The 23846-nt window shown below is 68.4% G+C and carries 20 protein-coding genes and 1 pseudogene; 11 read left to right on the forward strand and 10 right to left on the reverse strand.

What is annotated here, in order from left to right; all coding sequences use genetic code 11:
- Positions 1–239: 239 nt before the first annotated feature.
- From BLT59_RS27120 to BLT59_RS27145, 6 genes are all read left to right on the forward strand, one after another.
- Positions 240–641, forward strand: coding sequence for a DUF6455 family protein (locus BLT59_RS27120; RefSeq protein ID WP_091788340.1), 402 nt, complete (start codon positions 240–242; stop codon positions 639–641).
- Positions 642–684: 43 nt separating this feature from the next.
- Positions 685–3336, forward strand: coding sequence for a cation-translocating P-type ATPase (locus BLT59_RS27125; protein WP_244514168.1), 2652 nt, complete (start codon positions 685–687; stop codon positions 3334–3336).
- 69 nt (positions 3337–3405) lie between these two features.
- Positions 3406–3702: a hypothetical protein gene (locus tag BLT59_RS27130; RefSeq protein ID WP_091788346.1), complete on the forward strand. Its 297-nt coding sequence runs from the start codon at positions 3406–3408 to the stop codon at positions 3700–3702.
- A gap of 114 nt (positions 3703–3816) precedes the next feature.
- The gene (locus BLT59_RS27135) at positions 3817–4677 is read left to right on the forward strand and encodes a universal stress protein (RefSeq protein WP_091788349.1); all 861 of its coding nucleotides are present in this window, start codon (positions 3817–3819) and stop codon (positions 4675–4677) included.
- A gap of 121 nt (positions 4678–4798) precedes the next feature.
- Positions 4799–5008, forward strand: a complete 210-nt coding sequence (locus BLT59_RS27140) for a hypothetical protein (RefSeq protein ID WP_210185995.1) — start codon at positions 4799–4801, stop codon at positions 5006–5008.
- Positions 5008–6189, forward strand: a complete 1182-nt coding sequence (locus tag BLT59_RS27145; RefSeq protein ID WP_091788352.1) for an acetate/propionate family kinase — start codon at positions 5008–5010, stop codon at positions 6187–6189. The genes BLT59_RS27140 and BLT59_RS27145 overlap by 1 nt, the downstream gene beginning before the upstream one ends.
- On the opposite strand, the gene BLT59_RS27150 is transcribed toward BLT59_RS27145, so the two are convergent.
- From BLT59_RS27150 to BLT59_RS27160, 3 genes are all read right to left on the reverse strand, one after another.
- Positions 6152–7732 carry a bifunctional aminoglycoside phosphotransferase/ATP-binding protein gene (locus BLT59_RS27150; protein ID WP_091788355.1) on the reverse strand — a complete coding sequence of 527 codons (1581 nt, stop codon included), beginning with the start codon at positions 7730–7732 and terminating at the stop codon, positions 6152–6154. The two genes, BLT59_RS27145 and BLT59_RS27150, sit on opposite strands and share 38 nt — an antisense overlap.
- 20 nt (positions 7733–7752) lie before the next feature.
- Entirely contained in the window at positions 7753–10314 is a 2562-nt protein-coding gene (gene mgtA, locus BLT59_RS27155) for a magnesium-translocating P-type ATPase (RefSeq protein WP_244514174.1), read from the reverse strand.
- Between the two features lie 183 nt (positions 10315–10497).
- Positions 10498–10710 (reverse strand): SPW repeat protein, encoded by a 213-nt coding sequence (locus tag BLT59_RS27160; protein ID WP_175544151.1) that lies wholly within the window; start codon positions 10708–10710, stop codon positions 10498–10500.
- 558 nt (positions 10711–11268) lie between these two features.
- On the opposite strand from BLT59_RS27160, the gene BLT59_RS27165 reads away from it, so the two are divergent.
- Positions 11269–12087 carry a universal stress protein gene (locus BLT59_RS27165; RefSeq protein ID WP_091788364.1) on the forward strand — a complete coding sequence of 273 codons (819 nt, stop codon included), beginning with the start codon at positions 11269–11271 and terminating at the stop codon, positions 12085–12087.
- Positions 12088–12732: 645 nt separating this feature from the next.
- On the opposite strand, the gene BLT59_RS27175 is transcribed toward BLT59_RS27165, so the two are convergent.
- Positions 12733–13830 (reverse strand): PAS domain-containing protein, encoded by a 1098-nt coding sequence (locus tag BLT59_RS27175; protein ID WP_244514169.1) that lies wholly within the window; start codon positions 13828–13830, stop codon positions 12733–12735.
- A 577-nt stretch (positions 13831–14407) separates the two neighbouring features.
- On the opposite strand from BLT59_RS27175, the gene BLT59_RS27180 reads away from it, so the two are divergent.
- The 3 genes from BLT59_RS27180 to BLT59_RS27190 are packed head-to-tail and all read left to right on the forward strand — an operon-like array spanning position 14408 to position 16639.
- Positions 14408–16105, forward strand: coding sequence for a methyl-accepting chemotaxis protein (locus BLT59_RS27180; RefSeq protein WP_091788372.1), 1698 nt, complete (start codon positions 14408–14410; stop codon positions 16103–16105).
- A 10-nt stretch (positions 16106–16115) separates the two neighbouring features.
- On the forward strand, positions 16116–16328 hold the full coding sequence (locus tag BLT59_RS27185; protein WP_091788375.1) for a hypothetical protein: 213 nt from the start codon (positions 16116–16118) through the stop codon (positions 16326–16328).
- Between the two features lie 59 nt (positions 16329–16387).
- Positions 16388–16639, forward strand: coding sequence for a hypothetical protein (locus tag BLT59_RS27190; RefSeq protein WP_139174123.1), 252 nt, complete (start codon positions 16388–16390; stop codon positions 16637–16639).
- A 202-nt stretch (positions 16640–16841) separates the two neighbouring features.
- Here the strand turns inward: BLT59_RS27190 and BLT59_RS27195 are convergent, their stop codons facing one another.
- Both BLT59_RS27195 and BLT59_RS27205 read right to left on the reverse strand, forming a co-directional pair.
- Entirely contained in the window at positions 16842–17930 is a 1089-nt protein-coding gene (locus BLT59_RS27195) for a M42 family metallopeptidase (RefSeq protein WP_091788382.1), read from the reverse strand.
- Between the two features lie 875 nt (positions 17931–18805).
- Entirely contained in the window at positions 18806–19060 is a 255-nt protein-coding gene (locus tag BLT59_RS27205) for a DUF6894 family protein (protein WP_091788388.1), read from the reverse strand.
- A 232-nt stretch (positions 19061–19292) separates the two neighbouring features.
- Here BLT59_RS27205 and BLT59_RS27210 point away from each other — a divergent pair, with 232 nt between their 5' ends.
- Positions 19293–20354 carry a zinc-binding metallopeptidase family protein gene (locus tag BLT59_RS27210; RefSeq protein ID WP_091788391.1) on the forward strand — a complete coding sequence of 354 codons (1062 nt, stop codon included), beginning with the start codon at positions 19293–19295 and terminating at the stop codon, positions 20352–20354.
- A gap of 107 nt (positions 20355–20461) precedes the next feature.
- On the opposite strand, the pseudogene BLT59_RS27215 reads toward BLT59_RS27210, so the two are convergent.
- From BLT59_RS27215 to BLT59_RS30850, 4 genes and pseudogenes are all read right to left on the reverse strand, one after another.
- Positions 20462–20737 (reverse strand): annotated as a pseudogene (locus BLT59_RS27215) (transglutaminase family protein); the annotation flags it as partial.
- A gap of 448 nt (positions 20738–21185) precedes the next feature.
- The gene (locus tag BLT59_RS27220; RefSeq protein ID WP_244514175.1) at positions 21186–21407 is read right to left on the reverse strand and encodes a hypothetical protein; all 222 of its coding nucleotides are present in this window, start codon (positions 21405–21407) and stop codon (positions 21186–21188) included.
- A 767-nt stretch (positions 21408–22174) separates the two neighbouring features.
- The gene (locus BLT59_RS27225) at positions 22175–22729 is read right to left on the reverse strand and encodes a DUF2721 domain-containing protein (RefSeq protein ID WP_139174124.1); all 555 of its coding nucleotides are present in this window, start codon (positions 22727–22729) and stop codon (positions 22175–22177) included.
- 520 nt (positions 22730–23249) lie between these two features.
- The gene (locus BLT59_RS30850; protein WP_139174125.1) at positions 23250–23501 is read right to left on the reverse strand and encodes a hypothetical protein; all 252 of its coding nucleotides are present in this window, start codon (positions 23499–23501) and stop codon (positions 23250–23252) included.
- Positions 23502–23846 lie beyond the last annotated feature (345 nt).

The following is a 23846-nucleotide window of genomic DNA, read 5'->3' on the forward strand; positions in this document are numbered from 1 at the left end:
CGGCCTTGACGCAAATCAAGCGCATGCGCGTGGCTCGGCTCACCCTCACCGGATTGCCGCGCCGGCCTCGAAACGCTCGAGCGCCGCCTCCGCTGTAGGTCGCGGCTTGGATCGATGCCGGCCTCGACCCGCATAGGCTCCTGCCAGCCTCGGCCCCTCATGTGACCCGCGACAGGCTTGCGCTGGATCAAGGGATTTGCCGCCGCGATGGGGCATCCAGGGCCTTTGAGGAGGCCGCAATGGCAGGATCAGCCAACGAGCCAAACCCGTTCGACCCGTTCGGTCTCGCCGCCGCGATGAACGAATGGTGCTGCCTGCTGAAGGCAGCGCAGGAGCTTCGGGACGTCGACCAGGAGATGATGGAGACGATGATGGCGGCCGATGACCCGGCCCCCGCCGCTCTGTCCCCTGAAGCCGCCACGAAGCTCCGCAGCATCGCCAAGATGATGCGGAGCCTCGACCTTGATCCCGACGCCGTCCGGCAGCGGCACCCGGAAGCCATGCGGCAGCTTGAAGCTGCGTGCCTCGGCTGCCAGAACCGCAGTCGCTGCGCACGCGAGCTGTGGGCCGGGACTGCAGGCGTCACCCACCCGGATTTCTGCCCGAACGCCGCACGCCTCGACCAGTTGCGCCATGCTTGAGTCGGATTCCGCGCAGGAAGCTGCACGGTCCGGACCTCAAGGTGTGGCCCCTCGCCTTCCCGCATTGGCGAAATCGGCCCATGCGCTGCCGGTCCCAGAGGTTTCCAAGCGATTTGGGACGTCCCTGAACCTGGGCCTGACGGATGCGGAGGCTCGGCAACGGCGGGCGCGGATCGGCCCCAACGCGATCGCTGCAACGAGACGGGCCGGCAAGCTCACCCTGCTCCTGCACCAGCTCGCAAGCCCCGTCGTCTATCTCCTTGCGGCAGCTGGCGGGCTCTCCTTCTTCTTCGGCGATTGGCAGGAGGCGGCTGCGGTCATCGCTGTCCTGGTCGTCAACACGGCCCTCGGCTTCTTCACCGAGTTGAAGGCGGTCCGGTCCGTCGAGGGCTTGCGGGCGCTCGGGACGCATTCGGCGCGCGTCCGTCGCGACGGGCACGCCAGGGTGCTGGCCGCCGAGGATCTCGTCCCGGGCGACATCGTGTTGATCGAGGGCGGTGACGCGGTCCCCGCCGACATTCGGCTGATCGAGGCGTCGAACCTGGGCGCGGACGAATCCACGCTCACGGGAGAATCCGTTCCCGTGGACAAATCGGCGGAGCCGGTTGCCGAGGATGCGCGCCACGCCGAGCGCGCGTCGATGCTGTTCCGGGGCACCCTGGTAACGCGCGGTAGCGGCACCGGTGTCGTCGTCGCGACCGGCACGAGAACCGAGCTTGGCGGGGTCTCGCGGCTCGTGGAGCAGGCCACACCTGACACTTCACCCCTGGAGCGTCGGCTGGAGCGCCTGTCCAGCCAAATGGTGTGGGTCGTCCTGGCGATCGCGACCATCCTCGCCGGGCTCGGCGTCGCGACCGGCAAGGATTTCCGGCTCATGACCGAGGCCGGCATTGCTCTGGCGGTCGCGGCCATCCCGGAAGGCCTGCCCATCGTCGCGACCCTGGCGCTCGCGCGCGGCATGTGGCGGATGGTGCGGAGGAACGCGCTGATCGAGCGCCTGTCGGCCGTCGAGACACTCGGTGCCACGACCGTCATCCTGACCGACAAGACCGGCACGCTCACCGAGAACCGGATGACGGTGCAGCAGCTGTCGTTGCCCTCCGGCGACCTGGACGGCCCCAGGCCGGGGTCGGATCTCCCGCCCGAGGCCGAACGGCTGCTTCGCGTCGCGGTCCTCTGCAACGACGCATCGCTCGGACCGGGGCCTGACCTCGGCAGCGGCGATCCGATGGAACAGGCGCTGCTGCGGGCGGGCCGGTCCGTCGGGTTGGACCGTGCGGCCCTCCTTCGCGATCAGCCGCTCGTGCGGAAACATGCCTTCGAGGCGGCGACTCGCATGATGGCCACGGTCCACGCGGTCGGGCCGCGCCACATGGTGGCGATCAAGGGCGCGCCGGAGGCGGTGCTCGCCGCCTCGCGGCGCGCCAGCGATGGCGCGCGCGACCGTCCGCTCGACGAGGCTGCCCGAGAGCTGTGGCGGCGCCGCGTCGAGGATCTGTGCGCGCGGGGCCTGCGGGTCATAGCCTGTGCCGAGCGGATGGTGGCGGATCCGGGATCCCCTCCCTTCGAGCAGCTTGCCTTCCTCGGCTTGGTCGGTTTGGAGGACCCCGCCCGCAAGGACGTGCCAGAGGCGGTTGCGGCCTGCCGCGGCGCAGGCATCCGCGCGGTCATGGTCACCGGCGACCACGCGGTGACCGCCCGAAGCATCGCCCTCGCGGTCGGCCTGGCCGGCCCGGAGCTACGCGTCGCGGAGGGCATACCCGCTACCGGCCTGGCGGATGGATTGGAGAATGTCGCCGTCTTTGCCCGCGTGAGCCCGGCCGAGAAGCTGGCGCTCGTCCGCGCGTACCAGGAGAAGGGCGAGGTCGTCGCGATGACCGGCGACGGCGTCAATGACGCCCCGGCCTTGAAGCAGGCCGACATCGGCATCGCGATGGGCCGGCGGGGAACAGATGTGGCGCGCGAGGCCGCGGCCATGATCCTCCTGGACGATGCTTTCCCGACGATCGTCGGCGCGATCCGCGAGGGGCGGGTTATCTTCGACAATATCCGCCGGTTCGTCACCTACCTCCTGGCCTGCAACCTGAGCGAAGTGATGGTCGTCGGGCTCGCCGTCATGTCGACGCTGCCGCTGCCGATCCTGCCGTTGCAGATCCTCTACCTGAACCTCGTCACCGACGTCCTTCCAGCCTTCGCGCTGGCTATGGGAGACGGGCAGGACGACATCCTCCGGCGCCCCCCGCGGAACCCGAAGGAGCCCATCCTCGGACGCGCGCAATGGATGCGGATCGCCCTGCATGCCGGCCTCATGACGGCGACGACCTTCGGAAGCCTAGCCGTTGCCGAATTCTGGCTCACGCTCGACCGCGCGTCGGTCGTCACGGTCACCTTCCTGACGCTCGCCTTCGCGCAGCTCTGGCAGATCTTCAACATGCGGGCCTCCGGATCGAAGCCCTTCCGCAACGAGGTCACGGGCAACGCCTGGGTCTGGGCGGCCCTGCTCGTGTGCACGGCGCTGCTCGTCGGCCCGGCCCACCTTCCTCCGATTGGTGCCGTGCTCGGTCTCGTCCCACTTGATAGGACCAGTTGGGCCCTTGTTCTCTCGGCGAGTCTCGCACCACTCTTGGTGGTCCAACTCGGAACCCTGGCCGCCGGCGCCTTCAGGCCCTCGATATCCGGTGGCTGCCCCACGTGAAGTCCGGCGGCTCCGCCGCTCGGACGATGCGAGCATCCCTGCAAGCGTCCAACCTCGGACAGGAGAGCGATGGCCCCGACTGCAGCGGATTGGGACGAACGGGTCGAGCGGCTGACCGGCCGCCTTCCCGTGCACCTGCGCGATACGGTCACGTGGCTGAGAAAGCCCTCTCGGCGTCCGGCGCGTCTGGCGGCGGCCCTTGCCCTGATCGGGGGCGGCCTGCTCTCGTTCCTGCCGGTTCTCGGCCTCTGGATGCTGCCCCTTGGTCTCGCCCTCTTGAGCGAGGACATCCCGGCGCTGAAGCCGCGACTTGAAGCGGCGGCTCGCGCGATCGAGCGTTTCCTGTCCCGCTTCCGCAAGTCATGACCGGTCCGGGCGCGGGTGACGGAGCGCGCATGTCGAACGGCGCGACGTTGCGCTGGATCAAGGCGGGCCGGCTGCGTGGGTCGAGATTCGGGCGGACGCCAGCCCGGAGCCCTCATGTCCCTTCCATCCTCCTCTCCCCTCGCCGCTTTCCGCGATATCCTGGTTGCCGTTACCGAGGAGGGCCGTGGCGACGAGCCCGAGACAGGGCTGGCCTATGGCCTCGTGCTCGCCGCCGCGGCGGGCGCTCACCTGACCGTGCAATCCGCCGCCCGCCGGCTGACCATGGTCGGAGGGGCGGGATTGGGATTCGTCAACGACCTCGTCGCGGATGAGAACCGGCGCCTGCGCAGCCTCGCGCAGGCGCTTGCCGAACGCATCGCCGGCGACGCCGCGACGGCGGGCGTGATCTGTACGACCGAGGCTCCCGCCCTTGCCTACCCGGATCTGGTCGCGCGGATCACGGCCCGCGCCCGGCTCGCCGACCTGACTGTCCTGGATGCGGAGATGCGGGAGATCGATCTCGATCGCGATCTGATCGACGGGGTCCTGTTCGGGAGCGGTCGCCCGCTCATCGTGGTACCGGCGGGACGCTCCGCATGCCGCGCAGGTCGGATCGTCATCGCCTGGGACGGCAGCGCCCAGGCTGCGCGGGCTGCAAACGACGCGCTGCCGTTCCTGCGCGCGGCCGAGGCGGTCGAGATCGTGTCCGTCGTCGGCGAGAAGGACTGGCCGGCCTCGGTGGCCGGCGCCGAATTCGCCCCGCACCTCGCGCGCCATGGCGTCAACGTGTCGGTGAACGTCCTGCCGGTTGTCGAGGACGTCGCGGAGACGCTCAGGACCCAGGTCGGACTGTTCCGCGCGGACATGCTGGTCATGGGCGCCTACCGGCATTCACGCCTGCAGGAATGGTTTCTCGGCGGCGTAACCCAGTCGCTCCTGACCCGAAGCCCGGTCCCGCTGTTTCTTGCCCATTGACCGATGACGTGGCAGGCGGGTCATCCGGTCCAGGTGCTTCGGCCGTAGCCAGGCTTTGATCTGGATCAGGGGCCTGCGGCCGCCCCTGCCGTAAGCTCCGCGGCATCGCAGGAGATCGGGCATGCTCGACGCGGATGTGAGAGACCCGGCAGAGCTGCCGGGCACCATGCTCGCCGAGCAGCTGATCCATCTCGCGGGCGCCGATGCAGCCGGCATCCTGCTCGGCGCGCGCGTCTCGATCATCCTGACGAGCCGGGCCGACAGCCCGCCGCCATGCTCGGCCTCCTGCGCTCTCGCGCAGCTCCTCGCCCATCGCGCCGGGACACCCTGATGACGCCGACGATCCTCGTGCTGAACGCCGGCTCATCGAGCCTCAAATTCGCCCTCTACGCGGCGGGCACCGAGACGCCCCTGTGCCGAGGCGGCGTCTCGGGCATCGGCGGCGAGGCGAAGATCGACGCCTCCGGAACCCACACATCCTTCCTCGCCGCGACTCCTGCGATCGCCCATGCCGACCACGAGACGAGCGTGGCCTGGCTTCTCGACGCGTTGGACGATGCGCCCGACCTGACCTTGACGGCCGCCGGGCACCGGGTGGTCCATGGCGGACCGGATTTCGCGGAGCCGGTCCGCGTGGACGACGCGGTGCTGGCCGCGCTCGATCGCCTCACGCCGCTGGCGCCGGCCCACCAGCCGCACAACCTCGCGGCGATCCGGGCGGTGACGCGGGCTTGGCCCAGCCTGCCCCAGGTGGCCTGCTTCGACACAGCGTTCCACCGCACGCAAGCTCGGCTCGCGCAGCTCTTCCCGATCCCGCATGCCCTCGCCGATGCAGGACTCGTCCGCTACGGCTTCCACGGCCTGTCCTACCAGCACATCGCCGAGACCCTGCCGCGGATCGCGGGCGACAGGGCGGACGGCCGGGTGATCGTCGCCCATCTCGGGCACGGCGCCAGCCTCTGCGCCCTGAAGGACCGCCGCAGCATCGCGACCACGATGGGCTTCACGGCCCTCGACGGGCTGATGATGGGCACGCGCTCCGGCGCGGTCGATCCCGGGCTGGTGCTCCACCTCATCCGCGAGCGCGGCCTGGACCCGGACGCCGTGGCGCACCTCCTGAACGCGGAATCCGGGCTGCTGGGCGTCTCCGGCCTCAGCGACGACGTGCGGGTGCTCCAGGCGAGCGCCGATCCGCGCGCCGCGGAAGCGCTGGCCCTGTTCGCCTACCGGGCGGTGCGGGAGGCCGGATCGCTCATGGCCGCGCTCGGCGGACTCGACGCGCTCGTGTTCACGGCCGGGATCGGCGAGAACGCGCCCGCGGTCCGGGCGGCGATCTGCGCCGGGCTGGCCTGGGCGGGGGTCGTCCTCGACGAGAGTTGCAACGCCGCCGGGCGCGGGCGGATCAGCCGGGCGGAATCCGCGGTCGCCGTCTACGTCGTTCCGGCCGACGAGGAGGCACCGATCGCCCGGGCGGTCAATCGCTTGGTGCCCGGCTTGCCGGAGCCGGTCTGATCGCGGGAGCCGGCATCCCGGTCGCTCCGCGGCGGTTGAAGAGGGACAGGATATCCGCGCGCAGGGCCGGCAGCGGCCGGTCGGCCGCGAGGCGCTGCCATGCGAGCGGACCGCAGCCCCGCGCGACCTGGGCGGCCAGGATGGCGGCGGTGGCGTCCGAGGGGTCGCCCGTGCGCGCCTCGATCCGGCGCGCGAGGGTCGCGGCCGGGGCCTCCAGCCAGACGCCGCAGAACGGCACGCCGCATGTCCGCGCCACCGCCTCGATCGCCGCCCGTTCCGCGGGACGGTCGAACACGGCATCCGCGACCGCAGCGTGGCCCGCGGCCAGGACACGGCCCGCCTCCTGCCGCAGGGTCGCGTAGACGCGCTCGGACGCTGCGGCATCGTAGGCGGAGTCCGGCAGGCGCGTGAGGGCGCCGACCCCGTGCAGGCGCTTGCGGATCCGGTCGCTCGACAGGATGCGGGCGCCGGGTGCCGGCCCAATCCAGGGCGCGGCCGCCGCGGCGACGCTCGACTTGCCCGAACCGCTGAAGCCGCCGACCGCCAGCAGGCCTGCATCGGCATCCGCGAGCAGATTGCAGGCGAGGTCGAGATAGGCCCGCGCCTCCGCGGTCCTGGCAGCCGCGTCCTCGGCACCCTCGGCCTGGGCCGCCGTGACGTGGGCGCGGATCACGGCGCGCGTCGCCATCAGGAACGGCAGCAGGCCGATCCCCTCGGTCTCGTCCGCCGCGTCGAGGTAGCGGTTCAACAGGAGGTTGGCGAGGTCGGGGCGGTCGCGGTGCCAGAGATCCATCAGCACGAAGGCGAGGTCGTAGAGCACGTCGATCGTCGCGATGGACTCGCTGAACTCGATCCCGTCGAACGGCGTCGGCCGGCCCTCGAACAGGCAGATGTTGCGCAGCGTCAGATCGCCGTGGCAGCGGCGGACCTTGCCGGCGGCGCGGCGGGCGTCGAGCAGTGGGACGTGCCGCGCCAGGATGGCCCGGAACCGGACCGCGAGGGCTTCCGCGATGTTCGCCGGGACGAGGCCGGTCGCCCGGAGCGCGGCGTCGTTCATCTCCACGAGCGCCGCCATGGCGGCGGCTCCGCCATGCGCGCGGTGGATCTCCGCTCCGGCATGGAAGGCCGCCAGGGCCTGCGCCAGATCCACGATGTGGCTCGGCCCGAGGCGCCCGTCCCGCGCCATCGCGTCGAACAGGTCGGCTTCCGGAAAGCGGCGCATCTCCACGACGGCGTCCACGAGGTCTCCGGCCCCGTCGAAGGTCAGGGCGCCATTCGGTTCGCGGGTGATCCGGCGCGCGCCGCGGTAGAGCGCCGGCGCGGTCCGGCTGTTGAGCGCAACCTCGGCCGTGCAGGCGGCGAGGCGCCGCGCGGGGGTCGAGAAATCGAGATAGGGGAAGCGCACCGCACGCTTCAGCTTGAGCACGCGATCCCCCGCCAGGAAGAGGCGGGAAATGTGGGTGGTTACGGTCTCAACCGGCCCCGCCTCCGCCAGCGCCCGCTTCAGGAACGTCACGACCGCGTTCTGGTCTTCGTACGGCATCGGAGCGATCCCCTGTTGGGTCATGCCAGTCTGGATCGACGCCGCGACATCGGCAGGATGGGACCCCGGCCGGGCGCGGCGCGGCCGCCGAGCGCGAAGGGCTTCACCAGCTCGGCCAGGACCAGATAGGTCACCGTGATCGCCAGCATCGCCAGGAGGACGGGGCCCGGCGGCGGCGTGAATCCGAACCAGTGTCCCACGGGCGTGAACGGCAGCGCGAGGGCGACCGTGAGGGCGGCGAGCGAGGACACCGCGAGCGCGGCGCTGGGCCGGTCGCGCCAGGGCCGCCCGTTGGTGCGGATGACGAAGATCACGAGGATCTGCGTCGCCATCGATTCCAGGAACCAGGCCGTGCGGAATGTCTCCGGCGCCGCGCCGAAGACGACCAGCAGGAGCGCGAAGGTCAGGAGGTCGAACACGGACGACAGAGGGCCCATCACGGAGGCGAAACGCACGAGGCGTCCCATGTCCCAGATCTGCGGCTGGGCACTGGCCTGCGGCCGCACCCCGTCGAAGGGGATGCCGACCTCGGAGAGGTCGTAGAGCAGGTTGTTCAAGAGGATCTGAGTCGGGAGCATCGGCAGGAACGGCAGGGCCACCGAGGCTGCGGCCATGGACAGCATGTTGCCGAAATTCGAGCTCGCGCCCATGCGGACGTATTTCAGGACGTTGGCGAAGGTCCGGCGTCCCTCCGCCACGCCGTCGGCCACGACCTCCAGATCGGGGGCGAGCAGGATCATGTCGGCCGCCGCCTGGGCGACGCCGGTGGCGCCCTCCACCGACAAGCCGATATCCGCCTGCCGGAGGGCGGGCGCATCGTTGATGCCATCGCCGAGGAACCCCACCACGGCGCCGTCGGCCTTGAGCGCGCGCACCACGCGCACTTTCTGGTCGGGGGTGAGGCGCCCGAACGCATCGACCGCGCGCACGCGCACGGCGAGGGCCTCGTCGCTGAGCGCGGCGACCTCGGCCCCGGACAGGGTGGTCTCGCCCGCGAGGCCGACGAGGCCGGCAAGGCGGTGCACCACGACCGGATCGTCCCCGGACAGGATCTTCACGCGCACGCCCGCCGCCGCGAGGCGGGCGACGGCGGCCGCGGCGGTCGCCTTGGGCGGATCCGCGAAGGCGCAGAAACCTTCCAGGACCAGATCCCTCTCGTCCGTCTCCGCGGCGCCGGTCGAGCCGGTGCGCGAGGCCACCGCGATGCTGCGCAAGCCGTCCCCGGCGAGCGCCCGGACGCGGTCGAGCGCTTCCGCGCGCTCCGCCTCCGTCATCGGCCGTTGGGCGTCACCCGCACGTCGGTGCATGCAGAGCGCCAGCACCGCCTCCGGTGCACCCTTCACGATCAGGAGCGGGCCCTCCGGACCGTCCACTCGGACCGAGCCGGAGCGCCGGGCGAAGTCGAAGGCGCGGCGGCCTGTGAGCCGCCAGCCGGCGGCAGCGCCCGGAGCGGCACCGACGAGGGCAGCATCGAGCGAACCGCGGTCGCCGCCGAGATCGGCCGCGATGGCGGCGAGCCGGGCGGCCCGCGGATCGTCGCGGCCGGCCCCGTCGAGGCTCTGGGTCAGGGCGATCTCCGCGGCGGTCAGGGTGCCGGTCTTGTCGGTGCACAGGATCGTCATTGCGCCGAGATCGTGGATGGCCGCGAGCCGCTTCACGATCACCTTGCGCTTGGCCATGCGCAGCGCGCCGCGGGACAGGGTCACGGTGGTGATCATCGGCAGAAGTTCGGGGGTGAGCCCGACCGCCAGGGCCACTGCGAAGAGCAGCGAATCGAGGACGGGACGGCCGAAGGCGACCCGGAAGGCCAGGACCGCGACGACGAGGGCGATCGTCATCCGGGCGACCACCAGACCGAACGCGCGCAGGTCCCTCTGGAACGGCGACGCTTCCGGCTCCGCCCCAAGGGCCGCAGCGGCCGCGCCGAACATCGTGGCCCGGCCCGTGGCGGCGACCAGCGCGACGGCCTCCCCGGTCTGCGCCACCGCACCGCGGAACAAGGCGTTGGAGGCCTCGGCAGGGTTCGCGGCGGCGATGGCGCCAGGCCGCTTCTCCACCGGATAGGGCTCGCCGGTCAGCGCCGCTTCCGCGGCCGTGAAGGCGTTGCTCTCGACGATGAGGGCGTCGGCCGGGACGATGTCGCCGGCCCTGACGCGGATGAGGTCGCCCGGCACGACGTCCTCCACCGGGATCGTCGTATAGACGCCGTCGCGGCGGACCTCCGCCTTGAGGGCGACCGAGCGGCGCAGGGCCTCCGCGGCCCTGAGCGCGTGCCCCTCCTGAACGGTATCGAGTCCGATGGACAGCGCGAGGATGGACGCGATGATCGCGCCGCCAATCCAGTCTCCGGACACGGCCGAGACCAGCGCGGCCACCAGCAGGATCAACGAGAGGGGCTCGAGGATCCGCCGCAGGATCGCCCCGAGACGGGTCACGGCGGCGTCAGGCGCGTCGACATTCGCGCCATATCGGACCAGGCGGTGATCGGCCTCCGCGGTCGAGAGGCCGCCGGTTGCGCAGCCGAGCGTCGCGGCCAGGGCCTCAGGGGTCGCTGTCCAGAAATCCGGGACCTGGGCTGGGATGGGATGCGGACTGGAACGCGCCGGACGAAGCGGCCAACGCAGACGCTGCGTCCATGACGGCGACGGAGGAAGCTCGGACGGCGCGACGATCATCCGGACCTCGATCCTGAGCCCGCTCCGGGCACCGTTGAATCCATGCCCACCGCGATCTTCGCGGCGTGCCGGCTGGGCGCGCGAAACCGTTCAGACCTCATGGGCCGACGGAGATCCGCTCAGGCGCCAGAGTTCGGAACGCGCCGCGCTGATCGGCGCGGCGCCGACGCTCACATGCGACCCCCTCGCCCCGGCGGATTGCTGAAAACCGAGCGCCCAGGGCGCCGCGATCAGGCCGGCGCCGAGCAGGAGGCTCCACCCGTTGAGGAGGAAGTCCTCCGGCTGATTGTCGATGGTGCGCATCCTGCGCTCTCTCCACCGGCGCGGCGCGAGCGGCGCCCTTGTCATCGGAACGGTGTTGCAGGGAGGCTCGGTATGCCTTGCGCTAGATCAACCGGGAGGCGGCGCTGCGCGCATCCGGCTCTAGCCCCGGACTGACCGCGTGACAGCCGGGGCGGCCGCGCGGACACCCGAGCCTGTGACGTTGCGGGATGGCAGGCTCATGCCGATCGCCATTCCGGCAGGGAGTCGCCGCCGACCCGTCGGCGGCACACCAGGCTCCAGAGTGCGCGGTCGAGGACGTCGCGCACGAGACTTCCGAAGATCCACGCCCGCAGGCAGGTGCTGCACAGTGACGCTCGCACCGTGCCGGGAGGGGCGGCATGCCGCATCCTCGGCGTATCCAGGCCGACCGTCCTCTCCGAACCTCGTCCCGATGAGCTGATCTGCGGTTCGGAAGGGGAACGCCGCAAGCATCGCTCGCTCACGGCTCTGTCCTGGACTTGAGATGGATCAAGGTCGAGCACCCACGGCGGACGCACGGTGGACAGGGTTCATCGTTCTCCGTCGCAGGACCTTCCCATGTCTTATGCCAGCATCATGGTCGCAGTCGACGACGGGCTGCACGCCGCACAGCGGGTGCGGCTCGCCGCGGACCTCGCGCATCGCCTCGGCACGCGGCTCGTCGGCGCCGCCGCATGCCAGCCGGACTATCCCCGGGGATACGGCGAGACGGCCGTGCCCATGGGGACGGCCATCGAGGACATCCGTCAGGTCGCCCTCGCGACGCTCGGAGATTTCGAGCAGGTGTTCCGCGAGGCTGCGAGCCGATGCGACCGCGTCGAGTGGCGGTCGGACCTCGACCATCCCGTGCGATTCCTGGAGCAGCAGGCGCGGGCCGCAGACCTCGTCGTCGTCGGTCGCTACGCCAAGAACGAGGGCGTGTCCCTCGGCGCGGCGGTCGACCTCGGCGACGCGCTGATGCGGCTGGGCCGTCCGGTGCTGGTCGTTCCGCCCGGCGTCGAGCGCGTCGAGGCGAAACGGGTCGTCATCGGGTGGAAGAACACGCCGCAGACGCGCCGGGCAGTGTCCGACGCGATGCCGCTGCTCAGGCGCGCGGAGACGGTCCAGGTGCTGCGCGTGACCGAGGACGAGGACCAGGCCGAGATCGAGGACGTTGCCCGGTATCTCGCCCTCCACGATGTGAAAGCGACACCCCGCCGGATCGCGCCCTCGGGCTGGACGGCCGCCGCGGCACTCCAGAGGGCGGCGGTCGAGGCCGATGCGGACCTGATCGTGACCGGCGCCTATGGCTACAGTCGCCTGCGGGAATGGTTCTTCGGCGGGGTGACCCGTGACCTCCTCGCCGAAGCATCGGTCTGCAGCCTGATGAGCCACTGACGGGAGGGATATCGATGGCCAATCCAGGCAACCCCGGCGATCCTGACCAAGGCTTCCCGCTCCCCTCACCCGCGTGGACGCCGGAGCCGGCGCAGACCCCGCTCCCGGAGCCCATGGGCGTGCCCGCAACCGAGCCGGACGACGTTCCCCCCCCGAACGAGCCGCTCGGCATCCCGGGCGGAATGCCGCCGGAGATCGTGCCCTGATCGACGGCGGATCCGGATTGCGCCGGCCGCCGCGCCGTCGGAGACGACCGGGCCGTATCGCACCGCACTCGCCGGCTGGCGCTATTCCTGCGCGCTGACTTGGAAAAGCCGGTTCGTGAAGGGCCGGTGGGCGGGCGTCCGGATGGTATGGCGGAGACGCCGCCGGCCGTGTGGCAGGCGTCGCACGACGCCGTCAGACCGTCTCCGAGAAGTGGCTCAACGCGTCAAACACCGGGGCTCACGGTCTCTGGCCCGTCCGGCAACCAGATCTGGCCAGATCTGGGCAGGGCGCGCCTGAACCGGCAGCATGATGTTCCCGAGACTCATCCCGGACAAGGGGGTGAAGCGCCCGCGGGCGGCGGTGCAAATGGAGACGGCAGGCTCTCGGCCGGAGAAGCGGCCGAGGTGCCGCCGCACGCAGAGCGCATGGTGGGCGCCGTCACGCCTCGCGGATACCGGGCTTCTTGCCGGCCTCGAAGGTGAACTCGACTCCCGCTTCCTCCAGGGCACGGCGCACGGCGAGCAGCGTTTCCGACCGCGACCGGACCGCCGAATCGGGATCCTCCAGCCGGTTGAGGGTCGAGACCGAGACGTTGGCCAACGCGGCGAGTTCCTCCTTCGACAACCCGGTGATGGCGCGGGCCGCCCGGATCTGGCTCGGGATCAGGGACTCCTCGGCAGGCATCGCCTTCGCGGCCACCTGCGGCATCGCGGCCTCGGGCGGCGGGGTCCCGTAACGGGTCCGTCCCGGCACGTTAAGGCAGACCCCGACCCATTCGCGGACTGAGCCGTCCTTGTTCAGCACCGGCGCGCCGCGCGCGTTGAACCAGCGGTAGATCCCGTCCGCGCACAGGACGCGATAATCGGTGTTGTAGGGCGCGGTGTGCTCAACCGCCGTGGTCCAAGCCGCGAGCGTGCGGGAGCGGTCCTCCGGATGGACGGCGTCAAGCCAGCCCAGACCCTGCATCTGCGCGTAGGATTGGCCGGTCAGCGCCATCCACTGCGGCATCTCGCTGGGCTCGCCGTTGGCCTTGTTGACCCAGAAGACCGAGGCTGTCGCGGCGATCAGCGCGTTCAGACGGTCATGCCGCTGCATGAGGGCGTTCTTGGTCTCGTGCTGCGCCGTGACGTCGAACACGACGCCCATGCCCTGGTTCGGACGCCCATCCGCGCCGATCATCACCTCGGCATGGTGCAGAACCCAGCGCTGGGTTCGGTCCGGCCGGATGATGCGGAACTCCCGGCTGATCGGCTGACCGGCGCGCAGCACGGCGATCTGGTCACCGTGCGCGGCTTGGTCCTCCGGATGGATCATGTCGAGCCCGAAGCCGAAGGTCATCTCGGAGGCCGGGTCGAGGCCCAGGATCCGGTACAGGCCCGGCGACGCGTCCAGCCGCTCGGAGCGGAGGTCGGCCGACCAGAAGCCGATCTTTCCCGTATCCTCGACCAGCTTCAGATAGTGGCGCGAAGAAAAACCGCGCGGGGCGGCGGCGACCTCCGCCTGCGCCTGCGGACGCATCAGTGCACGTGTCGGCATCGCCTCGCCCTCCGTCGCCAGCGCCGAATGGAGTGGTAGACGGCATGCCATCATCGTGGTGCCGCAAGCGTTAAGGAGACAGAATCTGCACCAATTTGACTGACATTCGCCGATCTTTGTCAGTTACGAAGTGCCGATGATGCGGCCAGGACGCGGTGTCCGTGCCTGCACGCGATTCGCGCGACGGCCGAGTTCCGGTTTCGGTAACGGCGGGGCCCATGCCTGTGCCGGCGGCACAGGGAATGAAACAAAGCATTCCACTGCGATCGAGCTTCGAGGACTGAGCGCCGGAAAGACATGAAATACGATCGAGAACCCCGCGATCGTACCCGTCTTTCAACAATCGGCTTGAGATTCCGGCAGCCGGGAACGCGCATCCAACCGGGACAGAACCGAGGAGAACCCGGCCCTGCCGCCGGCACGCGCCTCGCGACGGGCCGGCGACGCGCACCGTCTCACCGCCGAAAGACAGATAACCCGTCTTATCCTAGAAAGATGCAGCGGAAATTCAATTCCCAAGCAACGGATGTTTAAATGGCGCGGCGGCAGAGGTTTAAAACAGTGCGGGGAGCAATAAATGACGCGCCTTTCCGATCTCAAGATCGTTACAAAGATCACAATACCTCTGCTGCTGGTGGCGGCCGTGGCAGGTTGGCTCGTGTATCGCGCGCATGGCGTGTTCGACGAGCTGAGCGAGAAGACCCAGCACATCGTCGACGTACAATCCGCGCGGCTTGAGAACATCCTCAATGTCCGCATCAACGTGACCGAGGCGACGGTTCAGAACCGCAACATCCTGATCGATGACCGCGCTTCGGAACGAGCCAACTTCAAGACACGCTATGATGACGCCGTGAAGAAGGCCTACAGCGCGGTCGACAACCTGATCGCGCTGTCGAACTCGCCCGAACGGCGCGCGATCAATCAGAAGCTGCGCGAGATCGTCGAAGCCTATTTCAGCGTCGTAGACCGCGCGAACGCGGCGAGCCTCAACCAGGATGCCGAGGGGGCAAGAAAGATCGTCCTTGTCGAAGGTCTTGCCGCCCGCAACAAGGTGCGCGAGTTCGTCCAGCCGCGCATCGACAACCTGACGGCCGAGCTCGCCAGGGCGAAGAGCGAGGCCCAGGCGAGCGCCGAGCGGGCGACGACTGTCCTCGTCACGGCCGCGGTCGCCGGCTTGCTCGCGGCGTTGGCCGGCGCGTTCGCCATCGTCCACTTCGGCCTCGCACGGCCCTTGAAGAACCTGGTCTCCGTCCTGCAGCGCATGGCCAAGGGCGACATCGACGCCGACATCGCGGAAGCGGCCCGGCGCGACGAGATCGGCCAGGTCGGCAAGGCGGTGGAGGGCATCAAGGCCATGGTCGCCCGGAAGGCCGCCGAGGAAGCACAGACCAAGCGCGCCGCCGACGAGGCGGCCGTGGCCGAACGCCGCCGCACCATGGTCGATCTCGCGGACGGCTTCGAGCGCGCCGTCGGCGGCATCGTCGGCATGGTCTCGGCCTCCGCGACGGAGCTGCAAGCCACCGCCGCGACGATGACGGCAACGGCGACCGAGACGGCCACGCAATCCACGACCGTGGCGGCGGCCGCCGAGCAGGCGGCTTCCAACGTCGGCACCGTCGCGGCGGCTTCGGAAGAACTGGGGAGTTCGGTTCAGGAGATCGGCCGTCAGGTGCAGGGATCGGCCTCCCTCGCGCAGGCCGCGGTCGGCGAGGCTGACCAGACGGCACGGCTCGTCGAGGAACTCACCGCCGCCGTGGCGAAGATCGGCGACGTCGTCGCGATGATCTCGGCCATTGCCGGCCAGACCAACCTGCTGGCGCTGAACGCGACCATCGAGGCGGCGCGGGCCGGCGAGGCCGGCAAGGGCTTCGCGGTGGTCGCCGCCGAGGTCAAGGAACTCGCATCCCAGACGGCCCGGGCCACGGACGAGATCGGCGGCCAGATCGGCCGCATCCAGGGCGTGACGGGCCAAGCGGTCTCGGCCATCGGCTCGATCACGGGGCGCATCCGCGAGATCAATACGGTAGCCGCCAGCATCGCCGCCGCCGTCGAGCAGCAGGGCGCGGCGACCCAGGAGATCGTGCGCAACGTCGCGCAGGCGGCCACGGGCACCGCGGAGGTGACGAGCAACATCGCCGGCGTCGCGCAAGCCTCGGAGGACACCGGCGCCGCGGCGACCCAGGTCCTGTCGTCGTCCGGTGAGTTGTCGCGGCACGCCGAGCAACTCTCGGCGGAGATGACCCGCTTCCTCGCCACCGTGCGGGCGGCCTGAGGAGTCCCTGATGAAGGGGAAGGCGGACACCAACGCCATGAGGCTGGCCCGCGCCGTGGGGCGGCCCACGCTGGCGAGCCTCGGCGTCACGGTCCTCGCAACCGGGACCGGCGTGATCGCGCGGGCTCGTTGCCCGGCCGGCATCCCGTCCAGGGCGGGGCGCCCGGAACAGGCCGTGCCGGGTCACCGGCGCGGCGGGCCGCTCCCGGTCGGACAGGCATGACCGCCATGGCCGACATCATCCCACTCGGCGCCGTCCCGGGCGCGGCGGATGCCCGTTCGATGCTGCTCGACCTGCGGCAGCGCCTCGACGCAGGCGAGGATATCGGCCCCCGGGTCGCGCAGATCCGTCAGAGCGCGGCGGCGATGCGGGCGTTGGCCGGCGGCCTCAGGCGTGTGCTGGAAGCGCCGGACGAAAGGCTGGCTGCCGAACCCGAGGTCCTGTCCGCGGCCGAAAAGATTCTCGCTCTGGCGGAGCGCAATGTCGCGAAGGTCGAGGAATTGCTTCGGCTCGCCGAGGACCGGAATCCCTAGCCAGGGGGCTCGCACCGCCATCTTCCGTCGCCTGAGTCTTCTTGCTGCGTTCGAGGTTTCCGGCTCAGGAGGTTTGCGATGGCCGGGCTGTCCTGGCTCTCGGATGAGGCCTGGACGCGGATGGCGGCCTGGAGGGCATCTAGACACTCGTCGAGCGGCAGCAGGGTGTATCGGCGGAAAGCGATACCATCAGACCCCGGGATCAAACCGATCGGCCAAAGTCGAGTTGAGGGGTGAAATCCGTGTCGACGGTCACGCGCCGGCAATAGGCCGCCATCAGGCGGGCACAGTGCTGCAAGTCCTCCAGACTCAGCAATTCGCAGGGGGTGTGCATATACCGGATTGCAACACCCAGCAGGCCGACGGCCATTCCGTCCCTGTTGAGCTGCATCGCATTGGCGTCCGTCGGTGTCGCGCTGGGGAAGACGCTCACCTGGACCGGGATCCCTTCCGCTCGGGCCGCCTCGGTCAGGAGCGCAAACACCTTGGGATTGGTGTTTGGGCCGCGCGCGATGCTCGGGCCCTTGCCGATGTCGAGCCGGCCGTATCGCTCCTTGGTGACGCCGGGATAGTCGATGGCGTGACCGACATCGACGGCAAGCCCCGTCTGGGGCGCGATGCGAAAGGCAGCGGTCCGCGCGCCGCGCGAGCCGATCTCTTCTTGCACCGAGGCCACCGCATACACGCCGACGCCTGCCTCGAGGCCACCTTCCTGGCTGAGGTTGCGCAAGGCCTCTGCGACGATGAACAGGCCGGCCTTGTTGTCGAACCCGCGCGCCGTCGCCCGATCGCCCATCAACGTCTGGAACTCGTACTGGTACGTGATCACATCGCCCAGCTGGATGACCGCCTCGGCCTGCTGGCGCGACGTCGCGCCGACATCCACCCACAGATCCGTCAGTTTCGGCTTCTTCTTCCGCTCGTCTTCATCGAGCAGGTGGATGGCCTTGCTGCCGACGACACCAGGAACCCGCTCCGTTCCATGAACCCAAACCCTTTGGCCCAACGGGATGACACTGTCGTGCCCGCCGATGCCGCTGATGTAGAGAAGGCCCGCCTCATCGATGTAGTGCACGATGAACCCGATCTCATCCATGTGGGCCGTGAGCATGATCTTCATCGGCGCTCCGGCGTTCAGCACGGCCACCACGTTGCCATGAACGTCGGTGCTCACCTGATCGGCGAAGGATTGCGTATACTCCCGGTAGAGCTTTGCCGCGCGCTGCTCGTAGCCGCTGGGTGACGGCACGTTCGCAAGGGCTTCTAGGAACGCCATCGATTCGAGACGCATTCAGGATTTACCTTCGGTCCAACAAGACGCGACGCGTTCGCAACAAGATGCCGATCGAACGCGAAGTGTCGAAAGGGTCCCTCGCGCGCAGGATGCAACGCGGATGAGCCTCGGCCGCAAGCGCACAGGGGCGCATCGATCCCGCGGAGGGATCGGACACTCAGCCTGTCAGTCCGGAAGGCGCCATCCCAGATGACGCGCAGCCAAGTTGTAGTGCCTCGAGCGTCGCAGGCACTCGTGTGCGACTTGGACGGCCGCCTCGATGTCTGCGCCGCGCTTGCGGGCCAGACTGGCCGCCCTCCGAACTTGTGACGCTCTATGCAGGCAGATATCGGAATCTCGCCGTCTGACGCGGGCGGGGTCCGCCTCTTGATCTGGATGTTCCGTTATCCGCATCGTGTTTCCACGCAGGTTGTCGGTACTTCTTCGTATCGGGCACGCTCTGTATGGACCTGCCGTCGGACTCGATCGCCGAGGCATTTGGCGCGTGATGTCGGATGTAGACATGGCGACCGGATCCAATCCCGGCGGAGGCGCCTCAGCGGCCCGACGGGAAGATCTGTTTCTGGGCCTGATCCGCGGTCACGGCTTGCATCAGAAGGCGGCCCTCCGTGTCGGGTCGGCGCCCCTCAAGCCGAAGCATTCGCTTCTGCAAATCTACTATCGCGTCATGCAGGTCCCGCAATGACGGAGATGCCGCCGCGATGGCCTCTTCAGGTTTGTCGCGAACGTCCGCCGATAGGGCCGATAGGGTGTCCCGGTTCATGAAGTCCTCACCTGTGGCGCGCTTGACCAAGCACCTGATGGCGCGTCTCGGATCGCGCCGGCGTCGGGCGCGGTATTGGGCTGCTCGAATGTTACCCAGGGCTCGCGCGTTATGCGGCCCGTGTGCTGAAATCGACCCAGGCGCCGTTGTAGGAAACGGCGCTCATATAGATGACATTGCCATTCTGGTCGCGAACAAGGATCCTGCAGACCAGCTGATCCCTGTGCGATTGAATAGTATTCCAAATCAAACTTGCAATGAGCTCTTTCATATGTCGCTTGACACCGTTCAGGTCCGGACATTCGGTGCCTCTGTCGTCGCACACCATGTCGCCGTTCTGAACGTCGAAATAGTAGCGCGGCACCAGCGTCTCCGGGAACGGCTCCTATCCCGACAACCGCTGCGGCGTGCGACGGTTTCGGTGTGGTGTCGCACCCAAGTCTCGGGCGCCTGCAGCCGCTCTGCGGGTGTGTCGCCGTTTCCAGAAAGCTTTTTCCCGGATCCCCGGAACTATCGCGCAGAAACGAGGTCCTTCATCATCGAGCGCCCCATGCAAGCGCGGCCTCTCGGGCCAGGATCTTCGGCCAGGATCTTCGATGAAGCTGTTCCAATGTCAGGTCTGCGACAACGTCCTCTATTTCGAGAACCGCACCTGCGAGCGCTGCAAGCACCGGCTCGCGTACGTGCCCGAACTCGGCACCCTCTCGGCCCTTGAACCCGCCGCCGGCGACACGTGGACAGCGCTGGCCGCGCCGGATCGCCCGGGCCGCCTCTGCGCCAATGCGGATTATGAGGCCTGCAACTGGCTTGTGGCACCGGGCTCAGAGCAGACGTTCTGCGTCGCATGTCGGCATAACGGCACCATCCCGAACGTCTCCGATCCGCCCCAGCGTGCGGCTTGGCAGCAGATCGAAGTGGCCAAGCATCGCCTGTTCTACACGCTCCTGCGCTGGAACCTGCCGCTCAAGACCCGCACCGAGGATCCCGCACACGGCCTCCTCTTCGACTTCCTGTCCGATCCGCCGGAGACACAGGGCCCGAAGGTCCTGACCGGACACGATAACGGTCTGATCACCATCGCCCTCGTGGAAGCCGACGATGTCGAACGCGAGAAGCGACGCAAGGGTATGGGCGAACCTTATCGCACGCTGATCGGGCACTTCCGTCATGAAATCGGCCACCATTACTGGGACGTCCTCGTGCGGGACGGCGGCAAGCTCGATGCGTGCCGCGCCGTGTTCGGCGACGACGATCAGGATTATGGGACGGCACTCCAGCGGCACTACGCAGAAGGCGCACCACCGGACTGGCAGGAGCACTTCGTCTCCACCTACGCCACCGCGCATCCGTGGGAGGATTTCGCCGAGACCTGGGCTCATTACCTGCACATCGTCGACACGCTGGAGATGGCAAGCGCGTTCGGGCTTGAGGTGAAGCCGCGCCTCGGCGGCAGCCAGGACCTGGCGGTCCGCGTGGATTTCGATCCCTATGGGGCGGCGGGCATCCAGCCCATCATCGACGCATGGCTGCCTTTCGTCTTCGCGATGAACAGCGTCAACCGTGCCATGGGCAATCGCGACCTCTACCCGTTCGTGCTTTCGCCGCGCGTCATCCGGAAGCTCGGCTTCATCCATGACCTCGTTCACGGACAGATCTGAGCATCAGGCCGGGACGTCCCGGCTGTTTCATGCCTTCGCGTGTGCGGTCGGGGTTGGGCTCCGGTTGGACAGGACGCCACAGCCTCTCGCTGCCTTTCGCCTCTGCCTCAGGTCGCGGTGACCCGAACCTCGACCGTCATGTTCCGATTGCTGCCGGTTGGTCCGGTGAAGCTACCAACCACGGGCATAGCCTGCCGCAGGTCTCTCACGACCACGAGCGGGATCAGGTGCGCGCTACCCATTCGGCGGCTGGTGGGGTCGAAGGTGATCCAGCCGCCCCCGGGCAGGTAAACCTCGCCCCAGGCGTGGGTCGATCCCGCATTCGCGGAGCCAACGAGGGTTTGTGTCGGATCGCAGAGGTAGCCCGAGACGAGCCGGGGCCCGCTCGACGAGCGAACGACCCGAGCCATCCCTCGCCGAGCCGTGCGAGACCTTCTCCCGCCAACGGCCTGTACGCTCGGATGTTGCGCCGCAGCCGGAAACGCAGGTCAGGTCCGCATTGGCGGTGCCGGACCTGCGTTTGTCACAACCTGCCGAGGTCTTGGGACAACTCCGCTGAAGTCGCTTCTGGCCGGCATACCTTCGCGCCACGCAGAAGCATGGAGGGCCGCCGTCTTTGCTGGACGGGATCCGCACCGATGCAGGCAGCGGCTCCTGGATCGGCGATCCCGGGCAAGGGCCCTACGCCCCCCGTCAGAGCCTCCCTGGCGATGCGGCAGACCAAGATATCCCGCTTGGTCTGCCGAAGGATGCTGCGCACGGCGGCCCCGACATTGACTGTGCGGAGCTCTCCCCGCGCGTTGCCGACCGGCTCGAGCGGGCGCGTTGGTCCTAGCCGCCGCCCTGGGTCGCGTTACCGCCGCCAGCACTGCCATTCGGCACCGCCCGCTCGGGGTGACTGGCATTGCCGCCGGCCGCAGAGTTCGTGGTGATGGTTTCAGCTCCGGTGGCGCCCGGTGCGATGATCACGTCACGAACGTTGCCTGTCGTGTTGGGCTGGCCTTGGATGATGGTGCCGGTGGTGCCCGGAGCCTCGCCGTCCGGCCCGAGCATGGCCGGCGACTGAGCGAACGCGCTGCTCATGAGCGACAGCGGTATCAGTGCGACAAAGGCCGTTGTTAGATAGCGCATGTTAGCTTTCTTGATCTGGAGAATACGCACCCGAAACGGTTGCGATGGCGATCGCGCCCGAAAACGATCTGACGGATACAATGAGACAACCCGTCTTTGTCTTGTGAGTTCTGTGCGAAACCGAACTTCCGCGGCCAGAATATCGAGCTGACCGGCCGCATCATTGGGGCGGCCGGGATCCTGGCCTCAGTCCAACACGGTGGGCGACCGAACCCGCAGGACCATGGGAGCCGAACGGCACGGTCCCGCGGAGGCCGGTCCTCCTGCCGACCCGTCTCGGCTGCGGATTTCCAAGCTTCCCGCCCCCTCCGAACCCGGCCGCACGTTGCGCCGCTTCCAACGGAGGCCGGGGCGACGAGCTTCCTCTTCGATCTATGTGCCTACACTTGTACTTTAGCATTTCTATCTTGTTCGGTGGTATATTGACCTACAAAGACTGGCGGGACGGTGAGGCACGGCCGAAATAGGCTAGTCGTTCAGATATGTTCTGCCATAACCATCAGATTATTGCCGGATTTCTCATGAACATTATTTCTGTAGCCGCAGGCGTGGCTCACCGGGCGCGGAGGAATACCGCTCCCGCCGCCCGCAGCGAAACGCTGCTGGGTGAATGACGTCGCAGCGGGGGCGCCAAGCAATCGACGGGTCGCGAGCCTCGCCGGTTCTGCGTGGAACTGTGTGTCGGCCTTCTACCTCGGAGGGGAACGGCTGCCGCGCTTCGGGTCGCCGATATCCCCGGCCTCCTGACCTATGCCCTGTGCCAGATCCGGAACGTCCAGCAACTCGCTGTAAATTTGCCGGTGCGTGATCCGTCCCTCCAGAATCACGACAATCGTGGCGGCGATGACAAGAAAAAAGCCCAGTAACGCGAAACCGGCACTGGCAAATTTCAAGACCGGGACCCCCGGCAGGGCAAGCGCCATCTCGCCTGCAATCAGCGTCAATATCAACAGGATCGCGGATATGAGCCCGAGGGTATTTGCTCGACCCATCAATTCGCAACGTTGCTTGTAGCAGATGATTTGATCTCTCATGTTCGCCTTGCGGCTTCCGGACAGTTCGGAAGTCCGGTATCTGTCGATCAGGTCGCGATAGCGATCGATCGCAGAATCGTAGCGGGTCTGCAGAAATCCCATGAAGATCCATGCGGCAAAAATAATCGAGGCCGCTGGCCCGATCACCTTCAGGATATTGGCAAGATCTAAATCCATAGTGGCCCAACCGCTGTCATCGCGTAGGGTCAACCCGCCTTCGGCTGGGTATATCCCATGTCAAACCATGAACAGGCGGCCGGCATCGGTGCGTGCCCTCCAACCGGGCGCGGATAGCGACGGCGGATTGCTCGACCTTCGTCAGCCGCGCGACCGCGCCATCGCGGATGGCGACCGATCCGGCGTGCCCGGGCGCCCGTCCATCATCATTCAGGGCTCCGCCGAACGGTCCGGGCCTGAGGCGGTCCCGCGGATATCGGCCCGCTCCCGCGTGGCGCGCGGGAGAATGCGGCACTGCGCGGACGTGACGTTTTCCAGCCGCAACAATCCTCCCGGTGACGAGAGAGCCGGAACCGTACCGGGGCCTGAGAGCGGCGCTATCGACGCTCCGAGGCATGGCGAAGATCAGTGCGAAGATCGCCCGCCAGGACGACCGCACGCCCTGGATCGCGCGGATGGGCCAGGCGTATGTCGGCTCAAGAGGAGCCCGTTCCGGCGTCGAGCCGGGCGGGCTGAGGATGTGTCGGAAACCCGTCCCGGGGCATCCGGGCCGTCAGTCACCGCGAATGCACTTAGCAACAGGCGGCCCCAGGGCAAGCGCCGCTTTACCGGCCGTGCGCCGGACATTTGCAATCAGTTTGCGCGTGGCCTCCGGCACATCCGCGCGTGCCGCTTCTTCTTCGAGCGCAATAAGTCTCTGGAAGAGGGCCTCCTCCTGCCTCAATCCGGGCAGGCATGGAGGATCGCTGAAAAGCCTCAACATCTCGGAGATATGTGGGCTGTCAGTCCACGAATACGCTTCCATAACTGGAGGCTCCGCTGCCAATAGGCCCCCGAGCGAACCGAGCGTGCGGGAAATAGGCCGCGCGACAGGATCTGTTTCGTAGACCCACGAGTCCGTGGCCTGTTCCCCGAAACCGAGAGCCGTCATCCGCACCCCGTTCAGCGACACGTCCCCGAACAGGGCGACGGATGCCGTCGACGCACGCGCGAAGCCCGTGCCGATCCAGAATGGTGCGAGGGCGCCCGGGCACCGGGGTCACCAGCCATCACGGTAGAACTCATCAACACGATCAAGGCTCTTCTTGATCTCGCGCGCGCTGCTGCGCCTTCCCGTTCCGAGGTCTGTCAGAGAGACGTCGTGGTAGCC

It is taken from the genome of Methylobacterium sp. UNC378MF, assembly GCF_900103195.1.
Lineage (GTDB): Bacteria > Pseudomonadota > Alphaproteobacteria > Rhizobiales > Beijerinckiaceae > Methylobacterium.

Coding starts and splice junctions, on each gene's coding strand:
- BLT59_RS27120 (WP_091788340.1), top strand. CDS start 240: ATGGCAGGATCAGCCAACGAGCCAAACCCGTTCGACCCGTTCGGTCTC.
- BLT59_RS27130 (WP_091788346.1), top strand. CDS start 3,406: ATGGCCCCGACTGCAGCGGATTGGGACGAACGGGTCGAGCGGCTGACC.
- BLT59_RS27135 (WP_091788349.1), top strand. CDS start 3,817: ATGTCCCTTCCATCCTCCTCTCCCCTCGCCGCTTTCCGCGATATCCTG.
- BLT59_RS27140 (WP_210185995.1), top strand. CDS start 4,799: ATGCTCGACGCGGATGTGAGAGACCCGGCAGAGCTGCCGGGCACCATG.
- BLT59_RS27145 (WP_091788352.1), top strand. CDS start 5,008: ATGACGCCGACGATCCTCGTGCTGAACGCCGGCTCATCGAGCCTCAAA.
- BLT59_RS27150 (WP_091788355.1), bottom strand. CDS start 7,732: ATGCCGTACGAAGACCAGAACGCGGTCGTGACGTTCCTGAAGCGGGCG.
- BLT59_RS27160 (WP_175544151.1), bottom strand. CDS start 10,710: ATGCGCACCATCGACAATCAGCCGGAGGACTTCCTCCTCAACGGGTGG.
- BLT59_RS27165 (WP_091788364.1), top strand. CDS start 11,269: ATGTCTTATGCCAGCATCATGGTCGCAGTCGACGACGGGCTGCACGCC.
- BLT59_RS27175 (WP_244514169.1), bottom strand. CDS start 13,830: ATGCCGACACGTGCACTGATGCGTCCGCAGGCGCAGGCGGAGGTCGCC.
- BLT59_RS27180 (WP_091788372.1), top strand. CDS start 14,408: ATGACGCGCCTTTCCGATCTCAAGATCGTTACAAAGATCACAATACCT.
- BLT59_RS27185 (WP_091788375.1), top strand. CDS start 16,116: ATGAAGGGGAAGGCGGACACCAACGCCATGAGGCTGGCCCGCGCCGTG.
- BLT59_RS27190 (WP_139174123.1), top strand. CDS start 16,388: ATGCTGCTCGACCTGCGGCAGCGCCTCGACGCAGGCGAGGATATCGGC.
- BLT59_RS27195 (WP_091788382.1), bottom strand. CDS start 17,930: ATGCGTCTCGAATCGATGGCGTTCCTAGAAGCCCTTGCGAACGTGCCG.
- BLT59_RS27210 (WP_091788391.1), top strand. CDS start 19,293: ATGAAGCTGTTCCAATGTCAGGTCTGCGACAACGTCCTCTATTTCGAG.
- BLT59_RS27220 (WP_244514175.1), bottom strand. CDS start 21,407: ATGCTCGGGCCGGACGGCGAGGCTCCGGGCACCACCGGCACCATCATC.
- BLT59_RS30850 (WP_139174125.1), bottom strand. CDS start 23,501: ATGGAAGCGTATTCGTGGACTGACAGCCCACATATCTCCGAGATGTTG.